Source organism: Streptomyces sp. NPDC107517, assembly GCF_055582645.1.
Window position 1 is genome coordinate 13,883 of the sequence record NZ_JBVJPM010000006.1, and the last position, 13,871, is coordinate 27,753.

General features: G+C 69.7%; 10 protein-coding genes. 2 read left to right on the forward strand and 8 right to left on the reverse strand.

Annotated features, from left to right (window positions below; all coding sequences use genetic code 11):
* Window positions 1–12: 12 nt before the first annotated feature.
* Both ACZ67T_RS15970 and ACZ67T_RS15975 read right to left on the reverse strand, forming a co-directional pair.
* Window positions 13–795 carry an MHYT domain-containing protein gene (locus ACZ67T_RS15970; protein ID WP_469984453.1) on the reverse strand — a complete coding sequence of 261 codons (783 nt, stop codon included), beginning with the start codon at window positions 793–795 and terminating at the stop codon, window positions 13–15.
* 435 nt (window positions 796–1,230) lie between these two features.
* Window positions 1,231–2,736: an extracellular catalytic domain type 1 short-chain-length polyhydroxyalkanoate depolymerase gene (locus ACZ67T_RS15975; protein WP_469984454.1), complete on the reverse strand. Its 1,506-nt coding sequence runs from the start codon at window positions 2,734–2,736 to the stop codon at window positions 1,231–1,233.
* A 486-nt stretch (window positions 2,737–3,222) separates the two neighbouring features.
* On the opposite strand from ACZ67T_RS15975, the gene ACZ67T_RS15980 reads away from it, so the two are divergent.
* Window positions 3,223–6,234, forward strand: coding sequence for a 3-keto-alpha-glucoside-1,2-lyase-like domain-containing protein (locus ACZ67T_RS15980; RefSeq protein WP_469984992.1), 3,012 nt, complete (start codon window positions 3,223–3,225; stop codon window positions 6,232–6,234).
* A gap of 102 nt (window positions 6,235–6,336) precedes the next feature.
* Here ACZ67T_RS15980 and ACZ67T_RS15985 read toward each other — a convergent pair whose 3' ends face one another.
* From ACZ67T_RS15985 to ACZ67T_RS16010, 6 genes are read right to left on the reverse strand one after another with little or no spacing between them, the layout of a single operon-like run.
* Complete coding sequence (locus ACZ67T_RS15985; RefSeq protein WP_469984455.1) at window positions 6,337–7,164, reverse strand: ABC transporter ATP-binding protein; 828 nt, start codon at window positions 7,162–7,164, stop codon at window positions 6,337–6,339.
* Window positions 7,161–8,150 carry an ABC transporter ATP-binding protein gene (locus ACZ67T_RS15990; protein ID WP_469984456.1) on the reverse strand — a complete coding sequence of 330 codons (990 nt, stop codon included), beginning with the start codon at window positions 8,148–8,150 and terminating at the stop codon, window positions 7,161–7,163. Before ACZ67T_RS15990 ends, ACZ67T_RS15985 begins: the two co-directional genes overlap by 4 nt.
* Before the next feature lie 2 nt (window positions 8,151–8,152).
* Window positions 8,153–9,004: an ABC transporter permease gene (locus ACZ67T_RS15995; protein ID WP_469984458.1), complete on the reverse strand. Its 852-nt coding sequence runs from the start codon at window positions 9,002–9,004 to the stop codon at window positions 8,153–8,155.
* Window positions 9,001–9,948 (reverse strand): ABC transporter permease, encoded by a 948-nt coding sequence (locus tag ACZ67T_RS16000; protein ID WP_469984460.1) that lies wholly within the window; start codon window positions 9,946–9,948, stop codon window positions 9,001–9,003. The genes ACZ67T_RS15995 and ACZ67T_RS16000 overlap by 4 nt, the downstream gene beginning before the upstream one ends.
* Before the next feature lie 6 nt (window positions 9,949–9,954).
* The gene (locus ACZ67T_RS16005; protein WP_469984461.1) at window positions 9,955–11,613 is read right to left on the reverse strand and encodes an ABC transporter substrate-binding protein; all 1,659 of its coding nucleotides are present in this window, start codon (window positions 11,611–11,613) and stop codon (window positions 9,955–9,957) included.
* Between the two features lie 13 nt (window positions 11,614–11,626).
* Complete coding sequence (locus ACZ67T_RS16010; RefSeq protein ID WP_469984463.1) at window positions 11,627–12,811, reverse strand: C45 family autoproteolytic acyltransferase/hydolase; 1,185 nt, start codon at window positions 12,809–12,811, stop codon at window positions 11,627–11,629.
* A gap of 137 nt (window positions 12,812–12,948) precedes the next feature.
* Here ACZ67T_RS16010 and ACZ67T_RS16015 point away from each other — a divergent pair, with 137 nt between their 5' ends.
* On the forward strand, window positions 12,949–13,839 hold the full coding sequence (locus ACZ67T_RS16015; protein ID WP_469984465.1) for a MurR/RpiR family transcriptional regulator: 891 nt from the start codon (window positions 12,949–12,951) through the stop codon (window positions 13,837–13,839).
* The last annotated feature ends 32 nt before the right edge of the window (window positions 13,840–13,871 follow it).

A 13,871-nucleotide genomic window follows, 5' to 3' on the forward strand; every position in this document is an offset into this window, starting at 1 on the left:
AGGGAGTCCGGATCAGGCGACCGGAAGCTCGACCTCGTGCAGCGGTCGCGCGGCGGCCTCGCCCTCGGCGCGTTCCCGCGCCGTCGGGGACAGAGCCACGAAGGCGCAGGTGAGGAACAGGAAGGAACCGAGGACCACGGCGAGCGGCAGGATGAACGCGGTGGCACTCGCGCCCGGCAGGGGTGCATTGCTCGCATGCACGTCCACGGTGACCGCGGCCATGCCGGTGTAGTGCATGCTGCTCACCGCGAGTCCCATCACGAGGGCGGCGACGGCGGCGACGGCTGGGCCCCGTACGGAGAGCGCGGCCCACAGCGCCGCGGAGGACGCGGCGATCGCGATGACGACGGAGGCCGTGACGACAGCCGGGTCGTAGGAGATCGTGCCGTTGAGCTGTACGGCGGCCATGCCGATGTAGTGCATCGCGGCCACCCCGAGTCCGGTGCCGACGCCACCGAACAGGATGGAGCGCACGCGGGACTTGCCGTATCCGGCGGTGAAGACTCCGGCGCCTACGACGGCGATGGCGACCAGCAGGCTGAGAAGGGTGAGCGGGATGTCGTAGCGGATCGCGGTGCCGTCGACGGTGTAGCCGAGCATCGCGATGAAGTGCATGGTCCAGATTCCGGCACCGATCGCGATCGACGCGCTGACCAGCCAGTTCCTCTTGGACCGTCCCCCGCTTGTCACGGCACGCACGGTGCAGCGCAACCCCAGCGCGGATCCGACGACTGCCATGGCATACGACAGGACCGGCGTCGCCCAGCCTCCGGCCATGTGATGCATGTGACCCACGGGTTTCCTCTCACTGTTCTGTGTCGGCCCCCCGGCGACCGGGACGCTAGCACGCAGTGGATCTCTGTCCAGGGGCTGCGGAATTCGCCCGCAGGCGGGTTACTGGACGGTAAGGCCCTGGTGCAAGGGACTTTCGAGCATCGGCCCTTCACTCCGTGCTCACATCGGTGCGACTCTTGTCACGTCGCACACCGAAGCTCTTCAGACACCCTGGCCGAGACGCCCAGGTCCGGATGTCCAGGACATACCCGTTCAACTGAGCGCGGAGCTGTTGGCGCTGGAGCCGAGACCGGCCGACTCGGTCGGTGAGGAGGCGGCCGGAGACGCGGTGCCTGCTGAGACCACCGCACAAATCGCCCCCATCACAGGACAGGTGATGACGTGCTGCGGCGGCTTCACCCAGTGAAGGTGAAGCCGCCGCAGCGGATGGGTCCGTCAGGACGGGCACCCCGAGTCGGCGATCACGAAGCTGCCGGGCGAGGTCTCCTCCAGGGTGTGGGTGACGTAGAGGTTGTACAGGCCCATGTTCTGGTTGGAGCCGTTGGCATAGACGTAGCCGAGGCTCTGGTGGGCACGTCCGGCGGCGACCTGGTTGTAGTTGTTGTCGGTGTAGCAGTGGTGGGTGGCCCCGGTCGTGGTCGCCTGTGCCCCGGTGGAGGACGCGCCTACGGCCCCGGAGCCGTCCACGGCGGCCACGGTGTAGCTGTACGTCGTGCCGGGGGCGAGCCCGGTGTCGGTGAACGAGGTCGAGGCAGGCGAGCCGACCTGGGTGCCGCCGCGGTAGACGCGGTAGGAGGCCGCACCGTCGACGGCGGTCCAGGACAGGGACGCCGAGGTGTCGGTGGTGGCGCTGACGGTGAGCCCTGTCGGGGCGGGCAGGGAGCCACCGCCGTCGGTGGCGTCGAGCCCCCAGGAGTGTCCGATCCAGTACGAGGCGCAGATGTTCATGTCCGGCAGGTACTGGCTGGCCGTGCCGCACTGGGTGGCTCCGGTGCCGGGGTCGACCGGCTGACCGTGGGACATGCCCGTGATGCTGTACGACTCGACGACGGCGCGGCCGGAAGCGTCCTGGTAGACCTTGTGCGGGAAGCCCTGCACGGTGTCGCTCACGTCGGCCGTGGTGTCGGTGCCGTGGACGTTGGTCCACTGCTCCACGAGCTCGGTCATGTTCATCGGCGCGACAGTCGTGTCCTGGGAGCCCTGCCACACCGCCACCGTCGGGTAGGGACCGCTGTAGCCGGGATCGGCCGCGCGTACCTTGTCGCCCCACTGCTGCGGGGTGAGGTTGCTGCCGGGGTTCATACAGCTCAGCCCCTCGGTGACGCTGCGGGCGCAGTCGAAGGGAAGGCCGGCGGCCACCGCCGCGCCGGAGAAGACGTCCGGGTAGGAGGCCGCCATGACCGCGGTCATGGCCCCTCCCGCGGACAGGCCGGTGACATAGACACGTGCGGGATCGGTCCCGTAGTCGGCCGCCGTCTTGTCGACCATCTGCTTGATGGACAAGGCCTCGCCCTGACCGCGCGAGAAGTCGGACGACTGGAACCAGTTGAAGCACGAGTTGGCGTTGTTGGCGCTCTTCTGCTGGGGCAGCACCAGCGCGAAGCCCCAGGCATCGGCCCACTTCGTCCAGCCGGTCTCGTCGTCGAACGCCGAGGCCGACTGGGTGCAGCCGTGCATGGCGACCACCAGCGGGCGCCCGGACGGCAACCCGTCGGGGACGTAGCGGAACATCTGCAGACTGCCGGGGTTGGAGCCGAAACTCGTCACCTCCTGCAGGGACGCGGCTTGCGCCGGCGCCGGGGACAGCAGCCCGAGAACCAGGGCCACCACGGACAGCACCAGCGCGACCGCGGACCCGGAACGCGACCGCCGTCCGCGGTCGGCAGGCCGCAGCACGCGTCGGAAGCCGCGCCGCGAGGAGTGGGGGGAAGCAGGATGCATCGTGCCACCAGGTGATCGCGAGGGATGGGGAGACGGACAACCCCCGGCCCTGGCCGCCCGGCATCGGACAGCGGTACATGTCCCAGGAGTTGCAGGGAAGTTACGTCCGGCCGGTCGGCGACCGTAATGGAGACGCGCCCCACCTCGAAGGGACGTGGACTGTGGGCCGTCACCGTTGCGCCGCTCGGAAGGGCCACGACATCAGCGCGCCGTGCCGGCCCGGCGCGCTCCCGGGTGACACAGCCGCATGGTGGAGCACACACGAGGCGCAGGGGAACGCGGCGGCGGCCGACCAGGACCGAGCGTGGCGCAAGAGCGTTCAGGTGGCAGCGTCTCGGCCAACTCCCTTTCAGTTTTTCTTTTCTGTGGACAAAGCGTGGACGCTCCGCGACCCCGTCCCTACGCTGAGCGTCGCTCGGCCACAGAAGTCTGCGTTACCCACAGCGGAACCACGCAGGAGGAAGAGTGACACCACGCCCCGTGCACATGTCCCGCTCCAGACGTCGCGGCGCCCGAAGAGCCACCGGGCTGCTGCTCACCGCACTCCTCGGTACCGGCCTGGTCGCCCCGACGCCGGGCGCGGCCGATGACAGTCCGCGGCCGTTCGCGGATCTGCCCCCGCAGGAACCGGGCGTGACCCTGCGCGTCTTCGACGTCCGGTCACCACTGAGCAAACTCTGCGACCTCAAACCCGCGCAGACCCCGAACGTCGACAAGCTGATCCCCACCGCCGACTGGAACTCCACCGACGGGTTCGGGTTCGAGAACAACTTCGTGTCGCAGATCACCGGCAATCTGAAGGTGCCGGAGGCCGGCTCGTACGGCTTCCGTCTGATCAGCGACGACGGGTCGCGGCTCTTCCTCGGCGAACAGAAGGTCATCGATCACGACGGGCTGCACGGAGCCGAGCCCAAGGACGGCGAGATCACGCTGAACGCCGGTTACCAGTCGCTGCGCATCGACCACTTCGACGCGGGTGGCGGCCAGCAGGTCACCCTGCAGTGGAAGCCGCCGGGAGCGGATGGGTTCACCACGGTGCCGAACTCCGTGCTGAGCACGGACGCCGATGTCGTACGCGTGACGGCGCCCGGTCGCAAGGAGTGCGAGGGAACGTACGACACCCCCGGAGACGGGCTGCCGCTGACCGAGGTCAACCCGGGGTACAAGCTGACCGACCTGCGGCCCAAGGGCTTCGAGCCGCAGGTCTCCGCGATGGACTGGCTGCCCGACGACCGCCTTGCGATCACCACCTGGGGCGGCAGCACCGAGACGAAGGGCGAGGTGTACCTCCTCGACCACGTCACCGGCGACACCGGGCCCGACAAGGTCACGTACAAGAAGATCGCCGACGGGCTCAAGGAGCCGATGGGGATCAAGTACGTGGACGGAAAGCTGTATGTCTCCGAGAAGCATCAACTGACCGAACTCGACGACACCGACGGCGACGACGTCGTCGACGAGAAGCGGAAAATCGCCGAGTGGCCGTACGGCGGGAACTTCCACGAGTTCGCCTTCGGGCTGCTCTACGACAAGGGCGACTTCTATCTGAACCTTTCGGTCGCGATCAACTACGGCGGAGCGAGCACCGATCCGCAGCCCGCGCCGAACCGCGGTACGACCATCAAGGTCAACAAGGCGTCGGGCAAGGTCAGTTACCTCGCCGGCGGCCTGCGCACCCCGAACGGGATCGGGCGCGGACCGGGCGACGATCTGTTCGTCGCGGACAACCAGGGCGGCTGGCTGCCCGCGTCCAAGCTGGTACACATCAAGCAGGACCGGTTCTTCAACCACTACATGAACCCGGACGGTCCGTTCGACGACAAGCCCGTCACCAAGCCGGCGCTCTGGCTTCCGCAGAACGAGATCGCCAACTCCCCCAGTACACCTATGCAGTTGAAGAAGGGGCCGTTCGCCGGGCAGATGGTCTTCGGTGACGTCACCTACGGAGGACTCCAGCGGGCCGACCTGGAGAAGGTCGCCGGCGAGTACCAGGGCGCGGTGTTCCGGCACACGCAGGGCCTCGAGTCCGGCGTCACCCGGATCAGCACCGGGCCCGACGGCGCGATCTACACCGGCGGGCTCGGCGCCGACGGCAACTGGGGCCAGGAGGGCAAGCTCCGTTTCGGACTGCAGAAGCTGACGCCGACCGGGAAGACCGCCTTCGACATCAAGACGATGCGCGCCACCCGCGACGGCTTCGAACTCACCTACACCAAGCCCCTGTCCGAGGAGACCGCGACCAAGCTGACCGAGGGCGCGTACTCCGTCGAGCAGTGGCGCTATGTGCCGACACCCGCGTACGGCGGGCCGAAGGTCGACGAGGAGTCGCTGCCGGTCGCGTCGGCGATGCTCTCCGACGACCGCCGCAAGGTCCGGCTCACCGTCCCGGGCCTGAAGCCGGACCGCGTGGTGCACGTGCGCTCGCCCCGTCCGTTCTCGTCGTCCGAGGGCGAGCAGCTGTGGTCGACCGAGGCCTGGTACACGCTCAACGCCAAGCCTGGCCCCGAGGAGCCGGTCACCACGTACGACGCCGAGGCCGCGAAGCTCTCCGGCACTGCCGGCATCGACACGGAGCACGCCGGCTACACCGGCGGGGGGTTCGTCGACGGCTTCGGTGAGCAGGGGGCGAAAGCGAGCTTCGACGTCACGGTCGACAAGAAGGGCATGTACGACGTGGGCCTGCGGTACGCGAACGGCCCGCACCCCGCGCCGGGCACGAAGACGATCAGCGTCACTGTCAACGGCGGCGAACCGAAGCGGACGAGCCTGCCGTCCACGGGCGAGTGGAACCGCTGGTCCACCAGGACCGAGCGGCTCGAACTGCGCAAGGGCCGCAACACGATCACGTACTCCGTCGGGTCCGATGACACCGGTCATGTGAATCTCGACGCGCTCGACGTGCGCCGGCCCGGCGCCCGGATCGACCTGTTCTCCGGCGGGAGCATCTCCACCGCCTGGCAGCACTCCGACGGCCGCAGCGCGGAATGGCCGCACACCGCGGAGAGGTCCATGGAGGTCTGCTGCGGCGACCTGCGCACGAAGCAGCACTTCCAGGACTTCAAGCTGCACGTCGAGTTCCGCGTGCCGAAGCTCCCGGACGACGTGACCGGACAGAACCGGGGCAACAGCGGGGTCTATCTCCAGGAGCGTTACGAGGTGCAGATCCTCGACTCGTTCGGTGTGGAGAAACTCGCGGACAACGAGGCGGGGGCGATCTACCTGAAGAAGGCCGCCGATCTCAACGCGTCCACTGCGCCGGAGACTTGGCAGACGTACGACATCACGTTCCGCGCGGCCCGCTTCGACACGGACGGCAAGAAGACGTCCGACGCAAGGATCACGGTGGTGTGGAACGGCAAGAAGGTCCATGACAACGTGGCGGTCGACGGCCCGACGGGCGCGGGTGACCCGGAGTCCGCGGCGGCCGGCGCGATCCGGCTCCAGGACCACGGGAACAAGGTGCGATTCCGGGACGTGTGGGTGGAGCCACTGTCCTGACACGGCTGATTCCGCAGGGCACCCTGGCGACGGTCCGCACACCGGGCCGTCGGCAGGGTGCCGCTCACCGGCGCAGGGGACGGGCTCGGCCGATCAGATCGTTCACACCGTGGCCGCTCGCGCCCTGACCGCGTCCGCCGGGTCCCAGCCCGCGCGTGGCACCGAGGCGAGCAACAGCCGCGTGTACGGGTCCTGCGGGCCGGCCAGGACATCGGCCGTCGGGCCCTGTTCGACCACGGTGCCTCGGCGCATGACCACGACCTCGTCCGTGATGTGCTGGACGACCGCCAGGTCGTGGCTGACGAAGACGAGAGCGACCCCGGTGTCGCGGCGGATCTCTTCGAGCAGGTGCAGGATCTGCGCCTGGATCGACACGTCGAGCGCGGCCACCGCCTCGTCTAGGACCAGCACCTCGGGGTCGACCGCCAGCGCCCGCGCGATGGCGAGCCGCTGGCGCTGGCCGCCGGACAGGCCGTGCGGCCTGGCCCCCGACTCACGTGCGCCGAGGCCTACCTGTTCCAGAAGTCCGTCGGCGAGGGACTCCTCCCGGCCGTGCAGGCGCAGGGCCGTGGTCAGGCACTGTCTGGACGTGAGCCGGGGGTCCAGGGACACGTACGGGTCCTGGAAGACCATCTGGATCTCGCGGGCCCGCGCGAGGCGTGCCCGGCTGCCGCGCGGGGTGCGTGGTGTGCGGGTCCAGCCGGCGACGGAGACGGTGCCGGCGTCCGGCCGTACGAGGCCGACGAGCATGCGCGCGACGGTCGTCTTGCCGGATCCGGACTCGCCGACGATGCCGAGCGAGCCGCCCGCCGGGACGGTGAAGGTGACACTGTCGGCTGCGGTGAGACGCCCCCCGCCGGGCAGACCGTACGTCTTGTGCAGTCCTTCCACCGCCAACAGCGGTACGTCCTGCGGCACTTCGGCGGTCATCGGGCGCTCCTCTTCGACAGGGCCGGGCCCGGGCCGGCGAGTTCGGGCAGTCGGCGACAGGCAGCGCTGCCCCCGCCGGACAGGGGCGACGGCTCGGGCGTCCAGGTCGAGCACGCCGGTTCCGCGTCGGCGCAGCGGTCCGCGAACTCGCAGCCGCCGAACGTGTCCGCGAGGGACGGTGGGCGCCCGGGGATCGGACGCAACTCGCGACGCCCCTCCCCCAGCGTCGGCGAACAGGCGAGCAGTCCCTTCGTGTAGGGGTGACGTGGCCGGTCGAAGAGCCGGGTGGCGGGCTGTTGCTCGACAACGCGGCCCGCGTACATGACGTACACGCGGTCGCAGTACGCGGCGGCCAGGTGGAGGTCGTGCGTGATGAACAGCAGGCCCAGGCTCCGGTCGGCGCGCAGGGTACGCAGCAGCGAGAGGATTTCCGCCTGGGTCGTGACGTCCAGAGCGCTGGTCGCCTCGTCGGCGAGCAGGAGCCGGGGTTCGGCGGCGAGGGCGCCGGCGATGACGACGCGCTGGAGCATGCCTCCGGACAGTTCGTGCGGGCGCTGGCGGGCCCGGCGTTCGGGGTCGGAGAGGCCGACGGTGTCGAGGAGTTCGACGGCGCGGGTGCGGGCCGTCTTCTTGTCGAGGCCGGTTCCCGTCAATCGTTCGACGAGGAAGTCGCCGACCCGGCGGACCGGGTTGAGGACGGAGCGCGGGTCCTGGTGGACCATGGCGACCGTACGGGAACGGTGGCGGCGCAGGTCGTCGCCGGTCAGGTCGAGGACGTCCGTACCGTCGACGCGTACGGATCCGGACAGGGCTGTTCCGTCGGGAAGCGTGCGCAGGGCCGCCTTGGCGGTGGTCGACTTGCCCGAGCCGGACTCGCCCACCAGGCCGACCACTTCGCCGCTCGCCACCTGGAGGGAGACGCCGCTGAGGACCGGCCGGGCGGTGCCGGGCAGTTGGAGGGTGAGGTTGTCGATGTCGAGGAGCATGGCTACTTCCTGCTGCCGAGTCGGTCGGCGGCCCAGACCCCGACGACGTTGAAGGACACCACGACGAGGGCGATGGCGAAGCCCGGGACCAGTGCGGGCAGGAGCGCGCCCTGGACGACGGCGGCCTGCCCCTCCTGGACCATCAGTCCCCAGTCGGAGCTGGGCGGCTGGGCGCCGAATCCCAGGTAGGAGAGCGTGGCCAGGGACATCAGGGCCTCGCCGAAGAGGACGACGAGATAGCCGACGACGGACCGGCCGAGGTTGGGGACGAGGAAGCGGGCGCAGATCCGTGCGCCGCCCATGCCCAGGACCCGGTAGGCGTCGATGTACGGCTTGCGGCGCTCGGCGAGCGCCACCGAGCGGGTGTACTTGGCGACGGTCGGGGTGTACGCGAGGCCGAGCGCCAGCACGGACGTCGTCATGCCGGAGCCGAACACAGCGATGATCAGGACGGTGAACAGGAGCCCGGGGAACGCGTACATGACGTCGGTGAGGCGGGAGACGAGGGTGTCCGCCCAGCCGCCGCGCCAGGCGGCGAGCGTGCCGAGGGTGACACCGAGGAGTGCCGCGATGGCCAGCAGCAGGATCGGGGCGATGAGGCTGGTGCGGGCTCCGTACAGGACTCGGGAGAGCAGGTCCTGCCCGGAGGAGTCGGTGCCGAGAAGATGGTCGCCGCTTGTGCCGACGAGGGACGCCGAGAGGTCGATGGTGTCGGGTGCGTACGGGGCGAGCAGGGGTGCGAGGACTGCGGCGAGTACGACGAGGGTCATCACGCCGCCCGCGACGACGACGCCGAAGGGGCGCCGGCCCTTCGCGGGTTTCAGGCCGATGGGTGCGAGGGTCTGGGCGCTCATGCGGCGGCCTCCTTCACCCGCGGGTCGAGCAGCGGGTGGACCAGGTCGACGAGGGTGGTGACCACGATGTAGCCGGTGACCATGAGGAGGAGTACGGCCTGTGCGACCGGGAAGTCGTGGGTGTTGATCGCGCCGACGAGCAGTGATCCGACGCCGCTGATCCCGAACGCCGTCTCGACGACGACGGTGCCGGCGAGCATGCCCGCCATGACGAGGCCGCACATGGTGACGATCGGGCCGAGTGCGTTGCGCAGGATGTGCCGGCGCACGATCTCGCTCTCAGGGATGCCGGAGGCACGGGCGGCCTCCACGTGGTCGGCCGCACCCGCGTCGACCATCGACTGCCGGGTGACGCGGCTGATCAGAGCGAGCGCCCCCAGTGCGAGCGACAAGGCGGGCAGGGTCAGATGGTGCAGTCCGCCGGCTAGGCCCTCGCCGCTGCCCGACACCGGGAACCAGCCGAGCTGGACTCCGAACAGGGCGACCAGGGCGATCGCCGAGACGAACGAGGGCACCGACGCGGCGAGTGTCGTGCCGCCGACGACCGCCGAGTCGATCCAGGTGCCGCGGCGCACGGCGGCGAGGATTCCCGCGCCGACGCCGAGGACGACGAAGAGCACGGTCGCGTAGGCGACGAGGCCGAGCGTCGTCGGCAAGCGGGCGCTGACCAGGTCGGCTACCTGGTCGCCGTACTTGAAGGACCGGCCGAGGTCGAAGTGGAGACAGTCGCCGAGCCAGCGCCCGTACTGCACGACGAGCGGCTCGTCGAGGTGGTACTGCGCGCGCACCAGGTCGAGCTTTTCGGGGGTGAGCTTGTCACGGCCGCCGGCCAGGAAGACGGCGGGGTCGCCGGGTGCCGCGTACACGGCGGCGAAGATGACGAAGGACGCGGCGACTAGGGTGGCGAGCAGTCCGGCGAGGCGCCGGGAGATCCGGGCAAGCATCGGTGGTCAGCCCTTCTTCGCGCCGAGTTCGGCGGCCCACGGGTAGTAGAGGTACGCCATGGAGGCGGGCGGTCCGGTGAGCTTCGAGTTGAGGACGAGGACGGACGGGACCTGGGCGACGGAGATCCACACGGCGGCGTCGGTGAACTTCTTCTGGACGTCGACCGCGAGCTTGGCCCGCTGTGCGTCGTCGAGGGTGGCGAGTGCCTTCTTCACCTCGGTGTCGTACGCCGCGTCCTTGAAGCCGACCCAGTTGTTCGAGGAGTCCGACAGGGCGTTGTCGTAGAAGCCCATCGGGTCGGCCTTGGAGATGTACCAGTCGCCGGCCAGGACGTCGATGTCGGCGCGGGCCTGCGGGTCGCTGTAGAACTGCTCGAACTGCGAGGTCGGGACCGTCTTGATCTGCCCCTTGAGGCCGATCCGCTGGAGGGCCGCGCGCACTGCGTTGGCGATGACGGTGCGGCCCTGGCTGGCGTCCGTGCCGATCACGATCGGGGTGGCGGCATCGGTCCCGGACTCCTTCACCAGCTGCTTGGCGGTGGCGAGATCGTCGGCCGAGGGGCTGGCGGGGGCGTAGTCGACGGCCTTCTGGGCGGTTTCGAAGACGGGCTTCTCGTAGCCCCAGGCGCCTGAGCCGACCGGGGTGCCCCAGGGCTGGACCATGCCGCCGTAGCCGGACGCGGCGATGCCCTTGCGGTCGAGCGCGAGGGACAGCGCCCGGCGGACCTTGGCGTCCTTCAGTCCGCCGCGCTCGGTGGGAATGAGGACGAGCGACGCGGTGGAGGGGCCGTAGTACTGCTCGATGCCCTTCTTGCCCTGGAGGGCGGCGGCGGTGTTGGGCGATTCGGCGTACGCGCCGTCCGCCGCGCCGGTCGTCAGGGCGTTGACGAGCGCACTGTCGGCGGCCCAGCGGAAGGTGACCTGCTTCGTCAGCGGCTTCCTGCCCCAGTAGGAGTCGTAGCGGCGGATGGTGATGGAGTCGCCGGACTTCCAGCTGCTCAGCTCGTACGGACCGGTGCAGGCGTCGGGCTGTCCGGGGGTGCCGAAGTCCTTGCCGGCCTTCTCGACCTGCTCCTTGTTCCATACGATGCCCGCGTCGCCCGCGAGTGCCTTGAAGAACATGGCGTCCGGTGCCTTGAAGGTGATCGTGATCTGGCGGACGCCGGTCTTCTTCATCGCGGCGATGTTGCCGAACTCGTCGCCCTGTTCCATGTCGGGGTCGGCGTGCCGCTTCAGGCTCCACAGCACGTCGTCGGCGGTCATCGGGGTGCCGTCGTGGAAGGTGACGCCCGAGCGCAGGGTGAGGACGAGGGTCTTGTCGTCCGGTGTACGGGCCTTCTCGGCGAGGAGGGGCTTCGTCGACATGTCGGGCTGCAGTTGATAGAGGCGTTCGCAGACGTTGGTGAGGACGACGCGGCCCGCGCTGGTGCCCTGGGTGTCCAGGTCGAGTGAGTCGGGCTCGTCCTCCAGGAGCCAATTGGCGTTGGCCAGTTCACCGTTGGCGGCGGTGGTCGTGGGGGTGAGGGTGAGCTTGGCGGCGTCGGCGGTCGCGGAGCCGCCCGCGGTGTTCCGGGTGGCTCCGCTGCAGCCCGCGGCCGCGGCGATCGTCGCGGCGACGAGGCCCGCGGCCACGGCCGCCCTTCTTCTGGAACTGGTGTGGGTCATCGCTGATTTCCTGTCAGTTCTGGCCGTACGGGCCGTCGTAGAGGTTCCAGGGGAGGTGCTGGTACTCGCGGTCGCAAGGGGTTCCGGCGGTCACGTGGTAGTCGCCGGTGGTCAGGTCGGCCAGGGAGGAGACGAGCGTCATCCAGTGCTTGAGGGCCGGCTGCCGGGGGTCCGGGTGCGTGCACAGGGACTCGGGGAGACCGAGGTGGTCCGACATGGCATGGCGGATGATCTTGCGAGATTCGTCGGGCCCGGCGGAGCCGCGCAACGCCCTGAGTCCCTGCTCGGCGCGCGGCACGCGGACCAGAGAGTCGGACGACATGGGCCGGTAGCCGGCGGTCGCCAACTGGGCGGGGATGCCTGCCTGGTAGTGGTTGCCGTGCACCAGCAGGCCGTCGGTCGGATACATCCAGCCGTGTCCCGCCGGCGTCGTCTCCAGGTCGATGGCGAAGCCCTCGCGGCAGGTCAGCAGGGCGTTGCTGGCGATGTGGGCGCGGGTGCGGCAGAGCACGTCGAGGGCGTCGGTGATGTTGCTCTGGTCGAGGACGCTGCGGCGCACGACGGTCTGGGGCAGGCCGATCGCGTCGTCGAAGCGGCCGCCGAGCCCGTTGGCGTTGAAGGCGATCCCGGCGGAGTTGGCGCCCTGGCGCCCGATCTGGCCGGCCTCGACCTGCATGATCAGGGTCGGCTTGGGGGGCTGGACGATCCGGATCATGACGACGGTGTCCGCGACCCCGGCTCGCCAGTCCCAGTTCTGCCCGGCGTAGACGTGCCCGTCGCCGCTGGCTTCGCCGTAGGCGGCGAAGGAGGTGCAGCCCTCGGCGGGCTCCTCCTCGGCTGTCCTGCCGTCGGCCTCCATCTGCGCGAAGGACTTGTCGTAGATGACCTCGCCCCGCGCGTTCAGGGCGAGGACGTCGAGCAGGTCGACTCCGGCGCCGTCCGCGATGCCCCGCATCTCGTCGACGAGGTGGGGTGCGTAGTCGCGTACGGGCTCCAGCCAGCGGGCGGCGCGTGCGGTGACGCGGTCCCAGGTCAGTCCGGCGGACTGGCCGAAGGCCTCCTCGTAGTAGGCGAGGGCGGCGTGCAGTTGGGGCCGCACGGCCTCGCCGTACTGCCGGCCCCGGTCGAGCGGGCTGCCGGAGATCTCGATGACCGGAAGGACCCGGGTGGGGGCGGTTTCCGTGGGACGGGGTGTCATTGTTCTCCTCGCGACGGAGCGCTCCCGAACGACGGCGGAGGACCGGAGGATCCTGTAACGTCGATTTCAGAAAGAGCTCCACTTGGAACGTTCTGCCCAGGACAGTAACGCCGATCACACGAAAGTCAATGGTTGTAATGGAAATTTCAGAGGATGGGGCCGGCGCGACGCGTCTCCGGGCAGCGATTCGCGACCAATGGGAGGAACTGTCCACCTCCGAGCGTGCCGTGGCGCAGTACCTGGCCAGCGCACCCGTCGAGCAGCTGCTCTTCGCCAGCGCGCAGGAGTTGGGTACGGCGAGCTCCACCAGTAACGCCACCGTCGTCCGGGCGCTCCAGCGCCTCGGCTACGCGGGCCTGCCGGCCCTCAAGCGCGAGCTGGCCAACGATTTCACCTCCACCGTCGCCCCCGAGGTCCGCCTCAAACAGCGCATCGCGCACGTGGGCCGGGACCTCTCCTCCATCTGGAGCGACGTCTTCGACGAGGCCCGCGAGCGCATCGACCAGACCCGGCGCCTCACCGAACCGGACGCCCTGAAGCGCGCGGTGACCGCACTCGCCGAAGCCCACGAGGTGTTCTGCTACGGCGTCGCCGCCTCGGAACCGGGCGCTCGCCACCTGGCCCTCGCACTCGGCCGCATCGGCCGCCGGGCCCGATTCGTCTCCGAGACCGGCTTCGCCCTTGCCGACCGGCTTCTCGCCCTCGGGCAGGGCGACGCGGTGGTCATCTTCCAGCCCGGCCGCCAACTCGTGGAGCTCACCGTGATGATGGAGCGGGCCCGTGCGGTCGGCGCCAAGGTCGTCCTGGTGACGGACGAACTGGGCGAAGCCTACGAGGACCTCGTCGAGGCGGTCCTGACCGCGCCGCACACCCCGACCGGCATCACGGCGGAGTCACTGACCGGCCTCCTCGTCGCCGACGCACTCCTGCTCGCGCTCGCCACGCTCGACGAGTCCCGCGCGGTGGACTCCTCCCACCAGCTCACGGCGCTACGGGAACAACTGCTGCGACCGAAACGGCGGGGCTGACGGACGGGGCACGACCCGGGACCTCCCTGGAA

Coding starts and splice junctions, on each gene's coding strand:
- ACZ67T_RS15975 (WP_469984454.1), bottom strand. CDS start 2,736: ATGCATCCTGCTTCCCCCCACTCCTCGCGGCGCGGCTTCCGACGCGTG.
- ACZ67T_RS15980 (WP_469984992.1), top strand. CDS start 3,223: ATGTCCCGCTCCAGACGTCGCGGCGCCCGAAGAGCCACCGGGCTGCTG.
- ACZ67T_RS16010 (WP_469984463.1), bottom strand. CDS start 12,811: ATGACACCCCGTCCCACGGAAACCGCCCCCACCCGGGTCCTTCCGGTC.
- ACZ67T_RS16000 (WP_469984460.1), bottom strand. CDS start 9,948: ATGCTTGCCCGGATCTCCCGGCGCCTCGCCGGACTGCTCGCCACCCTA.
- ACZ67T_RS16015 (WP_469984465.1), top strand. CDS start 12,949: ATGGAAATTTCAGAGGATGGGGCCGGCGCGACGCGTCTCCGGGCAGCG.
- ACZ67T_RS16005 (WP_469984461.1), bottom strand. CDS start 11,613: ATGACCCACACCAGTTCCAGAAGAAGGGCGGCCGTGGCCGCGGGCCTC.
- ACZ67T_RS15990 (WP_469984456.1), bottom strand. CDS start 8,150: ATGCTCCTCGACATCGACAACCTCACCCTCCAACTGCCCGGCACCGCC.
- ACZ67T_RS15995 (WP_469984458.1), bottom strand. CDS start 9,004: ATGAGCGCCCAGACCCTCGCACCCATCGGCCTGAAACCCGCGAAGGGC.
- ACZ67T_RS15985 (WP_469984455.1), bottom strand. CDS start 7,164: ATGACCGCCGAAGTGCCGCAGGACGTACCGCTGTTGGCGGTGGAAGGA.